Genomic DNA, 15,539 nt, shown 5'->3' with positions numbered 1-15,539 from the left:
TGATTTAAAAATATAAATACTTAATATTAAACATGTTAAAATAATTTTGTTTGATTTTATCAATTTTCAAATGTTAAACAAAAATTTCTTAACTTTATAGCGTGAAATCTTATTTTGCTAAAATATTATCCTTTCTCCTAGCAGTTTTTATACTGTTTTCCACCTCTTCGTTTGCCGTGAATATGCACTTTTGTTGTAACAAATTGGTAGATATGGCCATTCTTAGCAAAGCAGAAGCATGCAAAGACAAAGTTCAAAAGAAAGATGTCTCGACCAAGAAATGCACAACATTTCAAGAAAAAGATTGCTGTAACAGTAGGTCATTTTTAAAAACAGGAGATGATATTGTCAAAAAAGCCAACAATGAACTTCAGGCTGAAGATATCGTTTTCCTAAACACTTTTTTTTACACTTATATAAATCTATTTGAAGGACTAGATGAAAATGTTGTTCCTTTTAAACATTACAGGCCGCCCTTGTTATTCAAGGACATACAAATTCTACACGAGACTTATTTAATTTGATTTTCTACATCGCAGATTAAATTTAATCTGCTCCTATCATAGCCATTATTTCACTTCTGGCTAACAATTGTTGTACCCATTTCTGAACAACACTATTTACACCATTAATCTTGTAAAGGCTACGTCTTTACGAACTATTGAGTTTAAAACTCAATAGCAATAATTTAAAACACTATGAATGAACCAAAAGAATTTTGGGTTAAAAACATGGTCTGTAATCGCTGCTTGAAAGTAATTAAACAAGAACTACAGGGACTTGGAGTAACTGTACTCTCATTAGAACTAGGAAGACTGTCGGTAGAAGCACTTGGCAAAACCAATAATGAAATTATTGATATTGTAACAAATGTACTTCACGCCAATGACTTTGAAATTGTACAGACTGAAGAGGAAATGCTTATAGAAAGTATCAAAATCATTTTGATTGAAGAATTGCAGGAGTTGCCACTACATATAAAAGTTAAGACTTCTGAACTTTTAGCATCAACACTTCATCGTGATTACAAAGTATTAAGCAAATTGTTTTCTGCAAATGAAAAGACCACAATTGAAAAATACTTTATCAAACTAAAAATTGAAAAAGCAAAAGAACTCATTCAGCTTAAACAAAACTCATTTTCTGACATAGGTCACCTGTTGGATTATAGTAGTGTAAACCACTTGTCAAGACAGTTTAAAGACATAGTGGGAATGAGTATGACGGACTATAAAAACACGGAAAAATGGAAACGTAATTTCTATGATGAAATTATATAAATAAGAACGAAAGTTTTGTAGATAGAACAGGAGTATCTTAACTAAATTCAACAAAACCAAAAGCATATCACAATGAAAAAACTACTTATCATATTACTGCTAATTCCTGTGTTGGGAATGACACAAACCATAGAAAACATAGATTATATATCACCCTTTCATAATGACCTTGCAGCAGTTAAAAAAGGAAGCGAATGGGCTTTTATAAACAAAGAAGGAGAGATTGTAATAGATTTTAGAAGCGACTTGGTGTCAACAAAAATAGATGGCGAAAGCTATCCCTTATTCTATAATGATAGATGTTTGATTGCACATCATAAGGAAGAGGTGCTGTATTATGGTTACATAAATAAAAGAGGGGAAACTACCATCATACCTCAATTCCTGAACGCTACTAATTTCAAAAATGATAAGGCATTAGCGCTAACAGTTCATAAAGAGACCATTGGTTACAATGATATTTTCAACAAAGACGTGGTTAGCTACCATTATTTTGAAGTAGTTATAGATAAACAAGGAAAGACCATTGACCATTTAACTCAGTTAGCCATTCACATCTCACCCAAAAATAAGAATGATAAAAATCCCCCTGTCATAGCATCCAAGCTTATTTCCAACAATTTAGTCTTGGTTCAAGACAAAAATAATAAGGGGACATTAAAAAAAATAAATAAACAATAATACCTAAAACTAATAAAATGAAAAACAATCACTGGATATGGATGGTTATTGGTTGTGGACTTCCACTACTGTTCATCTTTTTAGCACCCTCGTTTGGGATAGGTGGCGGTTCGTCCCTTTTCACTTTTATAATTATAATGTTTGCCATTCATCTATTTATGCCTCACGGATCACACGGAAACGGTGGGCATCAACACAATAGTGAAAATCATAAGGGTCACGACCATAAACAAAAAGAATCAACAGAGAAGCCAATAGAAAAACACAAAGGGCATCAACATCACTAAAAGTTAAATACAATGAAACAAAAATTTCAAATAAACGGAATCAGTTGTGGCGGATGTGTAACAAGAGTCAAAGAAACCCTAGAAGCTCATCCCAGCATTGAAAAAGCACAGATATTCTTGGCACCTAAAGGAGCTACAATCATCACAATGAAAGAGGCCCTTTCAATTGCTGAGTTGCAAAAGCAACTCAGCAAACTTATTGGATATACAATTACTGAACTAAAACAATAACAATTAAAACCTAAAAACTATGCATTTATACGACGGACATTTTGGAGGTATGCACCTAATATGGTGGATTATATGGGTCATCCTTATTGCTTGGATATTCTTTATCCCTGTAGATATTCCATATCAAAAAACAAAGAAGGACAGCCCACTGGAAATTTTAAAAAAGCGTTTTGCAAAAGGCGAAATATCCAAGGAAGAATATGAAGAATCTAAAAAGATTTTGGAATTAAAAGATTAATTAAAAGATTAATTAAAAGATTAATTAAAAAAAACATGTAAAAAAACCATTAAAAAAAATGAAAAAAAGAGTAATTATTAGCCTAGTATTCTTGGTAGGAATACTGCTATCAGCACAAACCACATTCGCCCAAGCAAGTGATAAAACCAAACGGCAGATGTCTATTAACGGTAAAGGCGAAGTCTTAGATCGTGGAACAAAACTCGGCTATATAAGCAAGGAGGATATTGTTTATAACAACCAAGGAAAGAAACTAGGATTCATTAAAAACGGGAAGGTATTTGACGCAGAAGGCAATTCTTTAGGGAAAGCAAAAAAAGGAGGGCAATATTATAATGAAAGCGGTCAGTTTGTGCTCTCTGTTAAAGGGAATGATGAAAAATGTGAAATTTTGGATCCTAAAGGTCATGTTATAGGTTACGTTCATAAGAACTATAAACTTCATGCCTGTGCCACCCATTGCTTTTTTGGAGAGAAGAAGATAGAAGATGATATGGAAGCCATAATATCAGGGTATATGGACATTGAAAATGCCTTGGCTGCCGATAACAGCAAGTCTGCTCAGGAAGCAGCAATAAAACTACTGAATGAAGAAACTGCCCTGAATGAAACTTATATGAAAAAGACATTGGAGCAACTATCAAAATCCACGGAAATTAACGAACAACGAAATCAATTTGCGAATTTGTCCAAACAACTGTACACTGTTTTCAAGGAAATCAATTTAGCTGGAAAAACACTTTATTGGAACCATTGCCCAATGGCCATGGATGGTAATGGTGCTAATTGGCTAAGCCTAACCGAAAAAATCAAGAATCCTTATTTGGGCTCAAAAATGCCCAATTGTGGCTCGGTAAAAGAGACTTTAAAATAAAAACGCCATTTGTACATTTTGAATAAAGTTTCACAATTCGAGTAATTTTTAATCAAAAATTGCTCGAATTGTAATCAAATCAGTTTTTGATTTAATGAATAATAACGCACAACAGATTAAATATTTCTAATAAAAAAACTAAACATTATGTATCGATTAAACATAAAAAAGCTCGGTTTTGCCTTCGGGCTTACTGGAGCACTTATTTATCTAGGATGTATGATTGTTATGACTACAGCAGGACAAGAAGGAACAATTATCTTTTTCAACAGCCTGTTGCACGGTTTAGATACAAGCCAGATAATAAGAATGGATATTCCCTTATTGGAAGCACTGTTTGGCATTGTTCAAACATTCATTCTGGGATGGCTTATTGGTGCTTGTATTGGCGCTTTTTATAACGTACAGATAAAAAACAAATAACACAAGAATCTTACAAATAAGAAAATTCTAAACTAGACATAGTGGTATATGATTTCAGTAAATCTTAAAATATTAATAATTCAGATATTAGCAGGCGCAGGCATATTCTATTTCTTAGTACACCCATTTACAATGGTATTGTATTGGTTTGAATATAGCCATACGACCTTTTCAACGTCACTTTTTTTGGAGATTTTGAATGAACGTTTTATAGAATCCTTCAGTTTTAACATGAGAGGAATGAGTAGTTCATTAATGCTACTTGGAAGTGTTTTGGGCTTGGTATCAGGTTTTTTTTGGATTAAACTTAAAAAGAAAAACAATATAATTGGTACCCAACAGCGCTTATTGCAAAGAGACATTGCCGAAATTATCGCAGATGGCGAAAATGAGATGGTAGAATTCAAGTCTTCCATACGCTATGACTATTATCGTAAAGCAACCAACCGCGACCTTGAAAAGGTTATTGCTAAAACCATCACAGGTTTTATGAATGCAAATGGTGGTAAATTAATTATTGGCGTAGATGATGATGGAAATGTTTTAGGATTAGAAAAAGATTTCAAAACCCTAAAGCACAAAAACAGGGACGGTTATGAGCGCGAAGTTTTCAGAATCATTTCTACACAATTAGGCCACGAAGCTTGTTTCAGCAATCACATTTCATTCTATAGTTTAAATGAAAAAGATGTGTGTTTAGTAGATATAGAACCTTCTGAAAAACCTATTTACGTTAGCGATACCGAAAATACCACCTTTTATGTTCGGACAGGTAACGCTACTTATCCACTATCGGTTAAAGAAGCTGTTAATTATTTAGAAACTAGAAAATCATAAAGTTATGCAATACGTCTGGTTTATATGGTCACTTATCATTCTTCTCCTATGGGTAATTATCTATGTGTCAAAAAAAGGGGTTAGAAAAGAAATGCTAAAAATGAGCCTGATTACCATGCCGTTTGGTTTAACAGAACCATTGTTTGTGCCAGAATATTGGTTTCCGCCGTCGTTGTTTGATTTGGCAGAAAAAACAAGTTTCGATATAGAGAGCCTTATCTTTTCTTTTGCTATAGGTGGAATAGGCACCGTTCTCTACAATCTGATTTTTAAACGAGGCCTTGCCGAAATACCACATAGCGAACGTAGTCACCAAAGCCATCGTTTGCATATTTATATACTTTTTATACCAGTCATTGTATTTATTGTTCTGGCGCTTTTCACGGCGCTTAACCATATTTATTGTGGTATAATAGCTTTGTTCATTGGTGGGTTGGCAACGCTTTACTGCCGTCCAGATTTAAAAGGAAAGATTTGGGTTGGGGGCATCTTGTTTATGGTACTGTACTTCATTTATTTTGGAAGTATCCTTCCGTTTTACCCCCTTTATGTGGGGCTGTACTGGAACCTTGACAGCCTGACACATATTCTTTTGTTAGGAATTCCTATTGAAGAATTGCTGTTTGCCTTCACTTTTGGAATGTACTGGTCAGGATTATACGAACACCTGTATTGGCAAAAATCAATGAAGGCAAAAGCATAATAACCTAAAGAATAGTATTAATCTATAACCTAAAATAAATAAATTATGAAAATAGTATTAGCCATAGACGGTTCTGAATATAGTAAAGTTGCCGTTTCTCAACTTGGAGCTCTGCCATTACCGATTGAAACCGAAGTATGTGTTATAAATGTTTACGAACATACTATAATAGTTGGCCCAGCGCCTATTCCTATGGGAGGTTTTCCAAGCGATTATTATGAGGAAATGATGTCCAAAAATAAAAAATCTGCTGAAGAATTTGTTTCCAGTGCATCGAAATTGTTAAAGACTTTAAATCCCAAAATTAAAATAACAACCACTATTGTTAGCGGTCTTCCAAAAAGAGAAATTTTAGAAAAGGCAGAATCCTTTGGTGCAGACTTAATTGTGGTCGGTTCTCAAGGTCATGGAGCGTTTTCAAGCTTTTTATTAGGTTCCGTTTCACAATATTTAGCAACCCACGCCAACTGTTCAGTAATGATTGCGAAAGAAAAAGAGGAGAAGTAATGTATGGCCAACATCAATGCTCTAAAGAAAGGTATCAAGTCTAAAATTAAATATGAAAGTTAATCACTTAAATAATAGAATAGGAGAATCTACTTGCAAGATAACAGATGAAATCTGCCTTCCAGATTCCAATGTACCTCGTGTTGTTATCATTGGTGGTGGATTTGCTGGTTTGGCATTGGTAGAAAAATTGAAGCATAAAGACCTACAGGTGGTACTGTTCGATAAAAACAACTTCCACCAGTTTCAGCCATTATTTTATCAGGTGGCAACGAGTGCTTTGGAGCCTGACAGTATTGTATTCCCTTTCAGAAAACAAATCAATGGCTATAAAAACGTATTGTTTCGTTTGGCTGAAGTGGAAGAAATCCAACCTTCTACAAACACCATTATAACCAATAAGGGAAGCGTTCACTTCGACTATCTCGTATTGGCAACGGGAACAACTACTAATTTTTTTGGTATGGACAATGTCGAGTCCCATAGTCTTGGGATGAAAAACATTCGCGATTCTTTAAATATTCGCCATATGATGCTGCAAAATCTGGAACAAGCTGCAATCACTTGTGATGATAAAGAACGTGATGCCTTAACAAATTTCGTCATCGTTGGCGGTGGTCCAGCTGGTGTGGAAATGGCAGGAGCTTTGGCAGAATTCCGCAAATATATTCTTCCCAAAGATTATCCAGAATATCCTTCTTCCATAATGAACATCTATTTAATTGAAGCCATTGATGAGCTTTTAAGTACGATGTCAGACAAGGCATCATCAAAAACGCTAGAATATTTGAAGGATTTGGAGGTAAAGGTATTACTCAATGAATCGGTAAGCAATTACGATGGTTCACAGGTTGTCACAAATTGTGATAAGATTATTTTAACAAAAAACCTAATCTGGACAGCTGGTGTGAAAGGACAGTTTCCAAAAGGTATTGATAAAAAACACGTGGTTAGGGGCAACCGCATCAAGACTGATGGCAATTTAAAAGTAGAAGGTTACAAAAATATATTCGCCATTGGCGATATAGCAGCACTTATTTCTGAAGACACACCCAAAGGGCATCCACAAGTAGCACAGACAGCAATTCAGCAAGGAAAATATCTGGGTAATTCTATACTGAATATTATAAATAATAAACCAACACAACCTTTCGAATATAAAGACAAAGGTTCATTGGCAACTGTTGGCAAGCGCAGAGCCGTAGCAGATTTGGGTAAATTCAAATTTGCAGGTTATTTCGCTTGGCTATTATGGTCTATTGTGCATTTAATGTCAATAAGTGGTTTTAGAAATAGATTGATGGTTGGTTTTAATTGGGCGGTTAGCTATTTCACCTATGAAAAGAGCAACCGCCTAATTATTAGGAATTTTAAACCACAAACCGTTAGCAAACAAACAAAACCCAAAATAGATAATAAAGAAGAAGTTGAAAATATAACCCAATAATGTTGAAAAGTAAAACATACAGTGGAATTCATAGTGTATTCAATGCTACTTCAAAAGGCTTGAACAACACAGGTATTGTACTTCTCATTGCAGTAATAATTGCAATGGTATGGGCCAATTCACCTTGGCAAGAAATCTACCGCAGTTTAATGAAAACGGACATCTCATTTGCCATAGGCAGTTTTGAAATTACTGAACCGCTGTTACTTTGGATTAACGATGGCCTGATGGCATTGTTCTTCCTTCAAGTAGGATTAGAATTAAAAAGAGAAATATTAGGCGGAAAGCTTTCAACTCTTCAAAATGCTGTACTTCCTATTGGCGCTTCCATCGGTGGTATGGTTTTCCCTGCCCTTATTTACTTCCTCTTCAACACTACTGGCGAAGCCTCACAAGGTTGGGGTATCCCTATGGCTACCGATATTGCTTTTTCAATAGGAATATTAGCTCTTTTTGGTAAACGATTACCTGTAGCATTAAGAATCTTTTTGGTAACACTTGCTGTCGTCGATGACTTAGGAGGTGTCTTAGTTATAGCTGTTTTTTATACTTCAGGTATTTCTATGATGAATTTGTTCCACGCACTACTTTTCTTTGGCATATTGATAATTGGTAATTATGCAGGTATCCGAAAAACTTGGTTTTATGCTATTGTTGGAATAGGTGGTGTATGGTTGGCCTTCTTTTTCTCTGGAGTCCATCCTACTATTGCTGGAATACTAACAGCTATTGCAATTCCGGGACGTGTGAAAATTAAGGAAGATACCTTTCTAAAACGTTTAAGTACGCTTCATTCTCGTTTTCTAAAAATAAAACCTGTAAAAGGAGCACTCATTTCTAGCGAGCAACTCGAAATACTGGAAGATATCAAGTCAACAAGTTCAGAAGCCGAAACACCTCTTCAAAAATTAGAAAAAGCATTAAATCCTATTGTAAGCTTTTTAGTGCTACCTCTTTTTGCATTGGCAAATGCAGGGATTCACTTGCACGGTGAAGTTGGTCAGGTATTACTCAATCCCATTAGTTTAGGTATTGGCGCGGGATTAATTTTAGGAAAGTCCATTGGAATTGTATCAATTTCAAGGCTACTTGTGGCTTTAAAACTAGCCAAATTACCCGATGCAGTAAATTGGAACCAATTATATGGTGTTGCATTTCTGGCAGGAATCGGATTCACAATGTCTTTGTTCATCAATGAATTGGCTTTTGTAAATGAAGAATTCATTTATACAGCAAAAGTTGGTATTCTGTTTTCCTCGCTTATCGCAGGAATAATTGGTTCAATCATTTTAATTAATAGTTCAAGAAAAATAAAAATCGTATAATAATGAAGAGCACCTTAACAAAAAACAATAAGCTTTCCCTAATTGGTTCCATATCTCTCGGAACGGGTGTAATGATTGGTGCTGGTATATTTGTTCTTATGGGGCAAATAGCTGAGTTAGTAGGCGATCTGTTCCCAATTGCTTTTATTGCTGGAGCTGTTGTGGTTGGTTTTAGCTCTTATTCCTACGTAAAGTTCTCAAATGCTTTTCCGTCATCTGGGGGTGTGGTTAAGTTTTTCAATAAATCCTATGGCCCTGGAACAACAACCGGTGTCTATTCTCTACTAATGTATGTTTCAATGGTTGTCGCACAAAGCTTGGTGGCGGGAACCTTTGGCGCTTATACCCTTCGATTATTCCCAGAAAGTTATGCTGGTTATGCATCCATTCTTGGCATTCTACTTTTGGTAACAGCTTATGTAATAAATATTCTAGGAAATAAAGTAATTGGCGCAACAGCCACCTTTACAGCAATTATCAAAGTTGCTGGTATTGCATTGCTCGCCATTGCAGGCCTTATAGCTTCTGGATTTGCAGATATTACAGGAGACTATATTCCACAAAATACCGAAACCTTACCTCAAGGGTTCGGCTTTGTAGCAGCATTGGCATTATCAATACTTGCCTATAAAGGGTTCACAACAATCACGAATCAAGGTGGAGATATCGAAAATCCACACAAAAACCTTGGGAGATCCATTGTGATTTCTATTCTTATCTGCACACTTATCTATGTGGCCTTGGCACTTGCTGTTGCAGGCGGTTTAAGCATCCCTGAAATAATAAAGGCAAAAGATTATGCTTTGGCAGCAGCAGCAGAACCTGTTTTTGGAGAATGGGGTTTATGGTTTACTATAGCTATCGCTATTGTAGCAACCTTTTCAGGGGTTATCGCCAGTGTATTTTCGGCATCGCGCTTATTGGCGATGTTGAGCAATATGAAACAGGTACCCTCTTTAAAAAAGTTGGGTGATTTTAAAAATCCAGCACTCATATTCACGGTTTCCCTTGCCATTTTACTCACTGCCCTTTTCGACTTAACAAGAATCGCTTCCATAGGAGCTATTTTCTACCTTATTATGGATATCGCTATCCACTGGGGGCTTTTTCGCCACCTAAAAAAAGAGGTGGAATTTAAACCCATCATTCCGTTAATAGCCATCGTAATGGACATTGCAGTGCTGGCCGCCTTTCTATATATAAAATATCTGAATGATCCAATGGTGCTCATCGTAGCAGCAATTGGAATTATCTTGATTATTCTTGCGGAACGCTTTTTTATGAAGTCGCACACAGACGATGACGGTAATATGGAGATGGGAATGGAAACTAAAAAAAACAATAAAACATAATTAATAAAAACCATTTATATGAAAAATATAGCAGTTATAGGATACGGGGTCATTGGAAAAAGAGTAGCCGACGCCATTAATTTACAAGATGATATGAACCTTATTGGAGTTTGCGATGTCATTAGTGATTGGCGTATTCAGAACGCCGTGAGAAAAGAATATAATATTTATGCGGCAACCACCGAAGCCGAAAAAGTAATGAAGACTACCGGCATTTCGGTAAAAGGCAACCTGCAAGGCTTATTGGATAAAGCAGATCTCGTGGTCGATTGTACGCCAAAAAATATAGCAGCAAAGAATGTTATAATATATAAAAAACAAGGCATAAAGTTCATTGTTCAGGGTGGTGAAAAACACGAAACCACTAACCATTCTTTTAGTGCAGAAAACAATTATGATTCGGCACTAAATCTGGATGCTACAAGAGTTGTTTCCTGTAATACCACTTCTATTCTACGAACGCTGACCGCTTTAAAAAGAGCCAATTTATTAGATTATGCTAGAGGAACACTTTTGAGAAGAGCTACAGATCCATGGGAAAGCCATTTAGGTGGCATTATGAACACAATGGTTCCCGAAAGAGATATTCCGAGCCATCAAGGTCCTGACGCTAAAAGCGTAGATCCTGATTTAGACGTCATCACTTCCGCAGTAAAAGTTCCAGAAACTTTAAGCCATATGCACTATTGGAATGTGAAGTTAAAAAAGCAAGCCTCAAAAGAAGAAGTGCTGAATGCTTTCAAAACGTCTAGTCGCATCAAACTGATTCAATATGACCAAGGCCTGGTTTCAAACAACACCATTAAAGAAATGTTCTTGGATATGGGAAGACCTTGGGGCGATATGTACGAAGTAGCCCTTTGGGAAGATATGTTGAAGGTAGTGGGCGATGAACTTTTTTATGCCTACGTGGTAGATAACCAAGCCATTGTAATCCCAGAAACTATTGATGCCATTAGAGCATTAACTGGAATTGAAACAGATGGTGCAAAATCCATTGCTAAAACTAATGAAAGTTTAGGAATTCATTAAATCTTATTCCAATGAAAACAAATATAAATATTACAGAACTATTAGGTGAAAAAGCGTCCTTCTATTTGAATCACGTTTGTGAAAAAATAACCAAGGACGAATTGCAAACACCTAGTAAGACAAGCCTAGACAGGGTATTTACTCAAAGTAATAGAAATCCGCAGGTACTACGAAGTCTTTCACAATTGTATAACCACGGAAATCTTGGTTGTACAGGCTACTTGAGCATCCTGCCTGTAGACCAAGGTATCGAGCATAGTGCAGCTTTTTCTTTCTATAAAAATCCGGATTATTTTGACCCAGAGAATATTATAAAATTAGCGATGGAAGCAGGTTGTAATGGCGTGGCTTCCACCTTTGGTGTATTGGGATTGAACGCTAGAAAATATGCCCATAAAATTCCCTTTATCGTAAAGATTAACCACAACGAACTACTTACCTATCCCAATAAATATGACCAAACCTTATTTGGCAAAGTAAAAGCTGCGTGGGATATGGGAGCAGTTGCCGTCGGTGCAACTATCTATTTTGGTTCCGAAGAAAGTAACAGACAGCTTAAAGAAATAGCTGAAGCTTTTGAAGAAGCCCATAATTTAGGTATGGCTACCATTTTATGGTGCTATACCCGAAACGAAGCTTTCAAAACTGGAAAAGAAGATTATCACGCTGCTGCCGATGTAACAGGGCAAGCAAATCATATTGGGGTAACCATTCAGGCAGATATCATTAAGCAAAAATTACCTACAAATAACTTTGGTTTCAAAGAAATCGGTTTCGGAAAATATGATGATGAAATGTATGATACGCTGACAACAGAACATCCCATCGACCTATGCAGGTTGCAGGTGGCTAATTGCTTTATGGGAAAAATCGGATTGATTAATTCCGGTGGTGGCTCTAAAGGTAAGTCTGATTTGGTGGAGGCAATAACAACTGCCGTTATCAATAAAAGAGCTGGTGGCTCTGGATTGATAATGGGAAGAAAAGCGTTTCAAAAGCCCTTCGGCGAAGGCGTGGAAGTATTACAATCCGTTCAGAAAGTTTATTTGGATACTAAAATTAGCATTGCATAACAATAAAAAAGAATGTTCGACACAGAAGTAAAATCACTTAAATCATTCAATCACTACCTCTCAAAATTGGTAGAAAGTCGTCTATGGCTAAAGGTTATCATTGCCTTATTTCTGGGTGTTGGTTTTGGATTGCTGTTAAGTCCTCAAAACGGGTGGATTACTAAAGAAACAGCAGACATCGCAGGGAATTGGCTGGCATTGCCTGGCGTACTTTTTCTAAAACTGGTTCAAATGATTATGATTCCTTTGATTGTGGCTTCCATCATTACAGGAATCGCAAGTAATGATAAGGACAGTCTAAAAAAATTAGGTGGTGGCGTTTTATTATATTTTCTAGGCACTACCATAGTTTCGGTAAGTTTGGGTGTCATACTATCTCAACTTTTTAGGCCTGGGCGTTTTCTACATCAACAAGCTCTAGCTGAACATAATGAAATAATGACCACCTCTACGGAGGATACCGAACTTTCTTTTGGGCTTGAAAATATTCCAGATGCCATTTCAAACCTGCTTCCCGAAAACCCTTTGGCGTCTATGGTAAATGCCGATATGTTAAGTATCGTGATTTTTACAATTATTATTGGTGTGGCTGTGCTCTCACTTAATGCAGCATTATTGCGCCCAGTAAAGATACTCTTAAGTGCCATTCAAGAAGTCTGTATGACGGTAGTGAAATGGTCTATGTTGTTAGTACCTGTTGCTGTTTTTGGGCTTATGGCACAGCTTACCTCTAGTGTTGGCTTGAGCTCTCTGTCAGGTCTAGCCTACTATGTTGTGGTGGTGTTACTCGGTCTATTGTTACTGGTGTTTTTCTATTTAGGACTGGTTGTCCTTCTTGGAAAAACAAACCCATTGCATTTCCTAAAAAAAATAAGGGATGTTCAACTATTGGCCTTTTCAACCACGAGCTCTGCGGCTGTAATGCCCTTATCACTAAAAACAGCGGAAGAAGAACTGAAAGTGGATAAGAGCATTAGCAATTTTATTATACCTATTGGCGCAACCGTCAATATGGATGGAACGGCGCTCTATCAAACTATAACGACTCTTTTTATAGCCCAAGCCTATGGACTGGAAATGAGCTTACTCAATATTATAGTGGTCATCGTAACCATAGTAGCTGCTTCCATTGGCACACCAGCCATTCCTGGAGGCGGTGTGGTTATACTCGCTTCTGTTTTGGGAAGTGTCGGCATACCCGCTGAAGGCATCATTATTATTATTGGTGTAGAGAGACTCTTGGGGATGTTTAGGACTGCGGTAAATGTAACTGGTGATTTGACTGCCTGTATGGTTTTCAATAGATTCTATGGTAAAACCCCAATCTTGGTTAGTGAGAAAACGGATAATAAATCAATTTCAAAACAATGACATTACTACTCATATCCATAGTGTTCATTCTTCCTGTTGTAGCTATAGCAAGCTATCAGCATTACAAAATTGGTAAGCAACCAGCTTATGATGCCAAAGAAACACTGTTGAATTATGAAATAATAGGCTCTGGAGAAAACAAACTTGTTTTGTTGCACGGTTTAACAGGCTCATTGCATTATTGGAAACGCAATTTAGAAAGTATTACAACTACACATAAGCTACTTTTAGTCGACCTGCTAGGTTTTGGTGATTCGCCAAAACCACAAAGTGATTATTCCCTTTCAATACAATTGCAAGCCCTTGAATTAATTTTAAACAAAGAAGAATTCAATGATGGCAAAACAATTATTGCGGGACATTCTATGGGAGCTATGATTTCATTGGCACTATTGGAAAAGCAACCAACTTGGTTCAAGGCAGGAATTTTTATAAGCATACCTGTTTATAAGAACGCTGATGAGTTTAAAGAAATTATGTCATCCCATTCCTTTGTGGATAGGATTTCAACAAGCAAATTCTCGAAATACATTTGTATGATTCATCCCATTTTTATGTCGAGCGCATTCAAACCTGACAACCTCACAGATGATGTTTATGAAGATGCAAAAAAGCATCATTGGCAGAGTTATTATTATTCACTTACAAAGGTCATCTTGAAAACAGATTTATATGCGATTGCAAAGAAAATTAAGGATAAAGACGTGCTTTTTATTCACGGAGAAAAAGACACCACTGCACCTTTAGAAAATGCCTTAAAATTATCAAAGGAATTTAAAAACGCACAACTAATTACTTCATCTGAAGGAGACCATCAGTTCTTTCTGAAAGAAGCAGAATTTGTTTGGAACACAATTCAAGATTTTACTATTTCAGATAAAAAATTACAAAAAACCATATCTAATGAGCACTAATAAAATTAAACATATAGGCGTATTTACTTCAGGAGGCGACAGTCCTGGAATGAACGCTGCATTGTACGCCATTGCAAAATCCGCTGAAGTAAAGGGTATAAAAGTAAGTGGTTTTCGAAAAGGGTATGAAGGGTTGATAGACGGTGATTTGGTTCCATTAGCATCACACGAACTAAAAAAAATAACCCAAAAAGGCGGTACCATTCTAAAAACAGCAAGAAGCAAACGATTTCTGGAATTAGAGGGCCGTAAAAAAGCATTGCAAACTCTAAAAGCAAACAACATAGATGCTTTAATTGCTATTGGTGGCGATGGCACTTTTAAAGGTTTATTGGCTTTTTCAGAAATATGCGACATCCCATTCATTGGTATTCCCGGGACTATTGACAACGATATATCTGGTACTGATTATACCCTTGGTTTTGATTCCGCAGTAAACACGGCTATTGAAAATATTGATAAAATAAAGGACACTGCCGAATCTCATAACCGCGTATTTATTGTTGAAGTAATGGGAAGGGATTCAGGCTACATCGCTATTCATTCGGGATTAATGGTAGGTGCAGATGCCATACTAATTCCTGAAAGTGCAAAAGATTTTATTTACCTATTGGACAAGATTAAAAATTACGATAGCGAAGATGCTTTTCTTGTCGTGGTTTCTGAAGGTGATGAAATAGGCGCTGAACTGGTTTCCTCAAAAATAAAGGAAGTCAATCCCAATGTCGATTTACGAATTACGAAACTCGGCCACGTCCAGCGAGGCGGAAATCCGTCAGCTTTAGATAGAATGTTAGGCATTAGACTTGGAGTGGCGGCTGTGAAAACACTTTTACAAGGTAAAAAAAATGTAATGGTAGGAATTTTAAATAATCAATTGCATCTAACCCCTTTTAAAGATGTGGTCAAGCAACATCAGGTAAATACTGAATTATATGAACTTTTAGAACTATTTGGAAAGTAA

At 36.3% G+C, this 15,539-nt stretch carries 19 protein-coding genes; all 19 read left to right on the top strand.

Going from position 1 to position 15,539, the window contains the following annotated elements; genetic code table 11:
- Positions 1-101 precede the first annotated feature (101 nt).
- The 19 genes from AC0UBM_RS10640 (at position 102) to AC0UBM_RS10550 (ending at position 15,539) form a co-directional block, all read left to right on the top strand.
- A complete protein-coding gene (locus AC0UBM_RS10640; RefSeq protein WP_475688620.1) occupies positions 102-524 on the top strand; it encodes an HYC_CC_PP family protein in 423 nt (140 codons plus the stop codon).
- Between the two features lie 174 nt (positions 525-698).
- Entirely contained in the window at positions 699-1,280 is a 582-nt protein-coding gene (locus AC0UBM_RS10635) for a helix-turn-helix domain-containing protein (protein WP_475688619.1), read from the top strand.
- A 72-nt stretch (positions 1,281-1,352) separates the two neighbouring features.
- Positions 1,353-1,961: a WG repeat-containing protein gene (locus AC0UBM_RS10630; protein ID WP_475688618.1), complete on the top strand. Its 609-nt coding sequence runs from the start codon at positions 1,353-1,355 to the stop codon at positions 1,959-1,961.
- Positions 1,962-1,978: 17 nt separating this feature from the next.
- Entirely contained in the window at positions 1,979-2,248 is a 270-nt protein-coding gene (locus AC0UBM_RS10625) for a hypothetical protein (protein ID WP_475688617.1), read from the top strand.
- A gap of 12 nt (positions 2,249-2,260) precedes the next feature.
- Positions 2,261-2,479, top strand: a complete 219-nt coding sequence (locus AC0UBM_RS10620; RefSeq protein WP_475688616.1) for a heavy-metal-associated domain-containing protein — start codon at positions 2,261-2,263, stop codon at positions 2,477-2,479.
- A gap of 19 nt (positions 2,480-2,498) precedes the next feature.
- Positions 2,499-2,717 (top strand): SHOCT domain-containing protein, encoded by a 219-nt coding sequence (locus tag AC0UBM_RS10615; RefSeq protein WP_475688615.1) that lies wholly within the window; start codon positions 2,499-2,501, stop codon positions 2,715-2,717.
- A 58-nt stretch (positions 2,718-2,775) separates the two neighbouring features.
- Positions 2,776-3,591, top strand: a complete 816-nt coding sequence (locus AC0UBM_RS10610) for a DUF3347 domain-containing protein (protein ID WP_475688614.1) — start codon at positions 2,776-2,778, stop codon at positions 3,589-3,591.
- Between the two features lie 147 nt (positions 3,592-3,738).
- A complete protein-coding gene (locus AC0UBM_RS10605) occupies positions 3,739-4,014 on the top strand; it encodes a DUF5676 family membrane protein (RefSeq protein WP_475688613.1) in 276 nt (91 codons plus the stop codon).
- Between the two features lie 48 nt (positions 4,015-4,062).
- Positions 4,063-4,851: an AlbA family DNA-binding domain-containing protein gene (locus AC0UBM_RS10600; RefSeq protein ID WP_475688612.1), complete on the top strand. Its 789-nt coding sequence runs from the start codon at positions 4,063-4,065 to the stop codon at positions 4,849-4,851.
- Between the two features lie 4 nt (positions 4,852-4,855).
- Positions 4,856-5,554: a lycopene cyclase domain-containing protein gene (locus tag AC0UBM_RS10595; protein WP_475688611.1), complete on the top strand. Its 699-nt coding sequence runs from the start codon at positions 4,856-4,858 to the stop codon at positions 5,552-5,554.
- A gap of 45 nt (positions 5,555-5,599) precedes the next feature.
- Positions 5,600-6,061 carry a universal stress protein gene (locus tag AC0UBM_RS10590; protein WP_475688610.1) on the top strand — a complete coding sequence of 154 codons (462 nt, stop codon included), beginning with the start codon at positions 5,600-5,602 and terminating at the stop codon, positions 6,059-6,061.
- Between the two features lie 52 nt (positions 6,062-6,113).
- Positions 6,114-7,508, top strand: a complete 1,395-nt coding sequence (locus tag AC0UBM_RS10585; RefSeq protein ID WP_475688609.1) for an NAD(P)/FAD-dependent oxidoreductase — start codon at positions 6,114-6,116, stop codon at positions 7,506-7,508.
- Positions 7,508-8,833 carry a Na+/H+ antiporter NhaA gene (nhaA, locus tag AC0UBM_RS10580; protein WP_475688608.1) on the top strand — a complete coding sequence of 442 codons (1,326 nt, stop codon included), beginning with the start codon at positions 7,508-7,510 and terminating at the stop codon, positions 8,831-8,833. Before AC0UBM_RS10585 ends, nhaA begins: the two co-directional genes overlap by 1 nt.
- A gap of 2 nt (positions 8,834-8,835) precedes the next feature.
- Positions 8,836-10,185, top strand: coding sequence for an APC family permease (locus AC0UBM_RS10575; protein WP_475688607.1), 1,350 nt, complete (start codon positions 8,836-8,838; stop codon positions 10,183-10,185).
- Between the two features lie 18 nt (positions 10,186-10,203).
- Positions 10,204-11,217 (top strand): type II glyceraldehyde-3-phosphate dehydrogenase, encoded by a 1,014-nt coding sequence (locus tag AC0UBM_RS10570; protein WP_475688606.1) that lies wholly within the window; start codon positions 10,204-10,206, stop codon positions 11,215-11,217.
- A gap of 11 nt (positions 11,218-11,228) precedes the next feature.
- A complete protein-coding gene (locus AC0UBM_RS10565; RefSeq protein ID WP_475688605.1) occupies positions 11,229-12,290 on the top strand; it encodes a class I fructose-bisphosphate aldolase in 1,062 nt (353 codons plus the stop codon).
- A gap of 12 nt (positions 12,291-12,302) precedes the next feature.
- A complete protein-coding gene (locus AC0UBM_RS10560) occupies positions 12,303-13,661 on the top strand; it encodes a dicarboxylate/amino acid:cation symporter (protein WP_475688604.1) in 1,359 nt (452 codons plus the stop codon).
- Positions 13,658-14,575 (top strand): alpha/beta fold hydrolase, encoded by a 918-nt coding sequence (locus tag AC0UBM_RS10555; protein ID WP_121344445.1) that lies wholly within the window; start codon positions 13,658-13,660, stop codon positions 14,573-14,575. Before AC0UBM_RS10560 ends, AC0UBM_RS10555 begins: the two co-directional genes overlap by 4 nt.
- Positions 14,565-15,539 carry an ATP-dependent 6-phosphofructokinase gene (locus AC0UBM_RS10550; RefSeq protein WP_475688603.1) on the top strand — a complete coding sequence of 325 codons (975 nt, stop codon included), beginning with the start codon at positions 14,565-14,567 and terminating at the stop codon, positions 15,537-15,539. The genes AC0UBM_RS10555 and AC0UBM_RS10550 overlap by 11 nt, the downstream gene beginning before the upstream one ends.

It is taken from the genome of Formosa sp. F44 (assembly GCF_056238645.1).
This window is presented reverse-complemented; position numbering and strand designations above follow the sequence as displayed.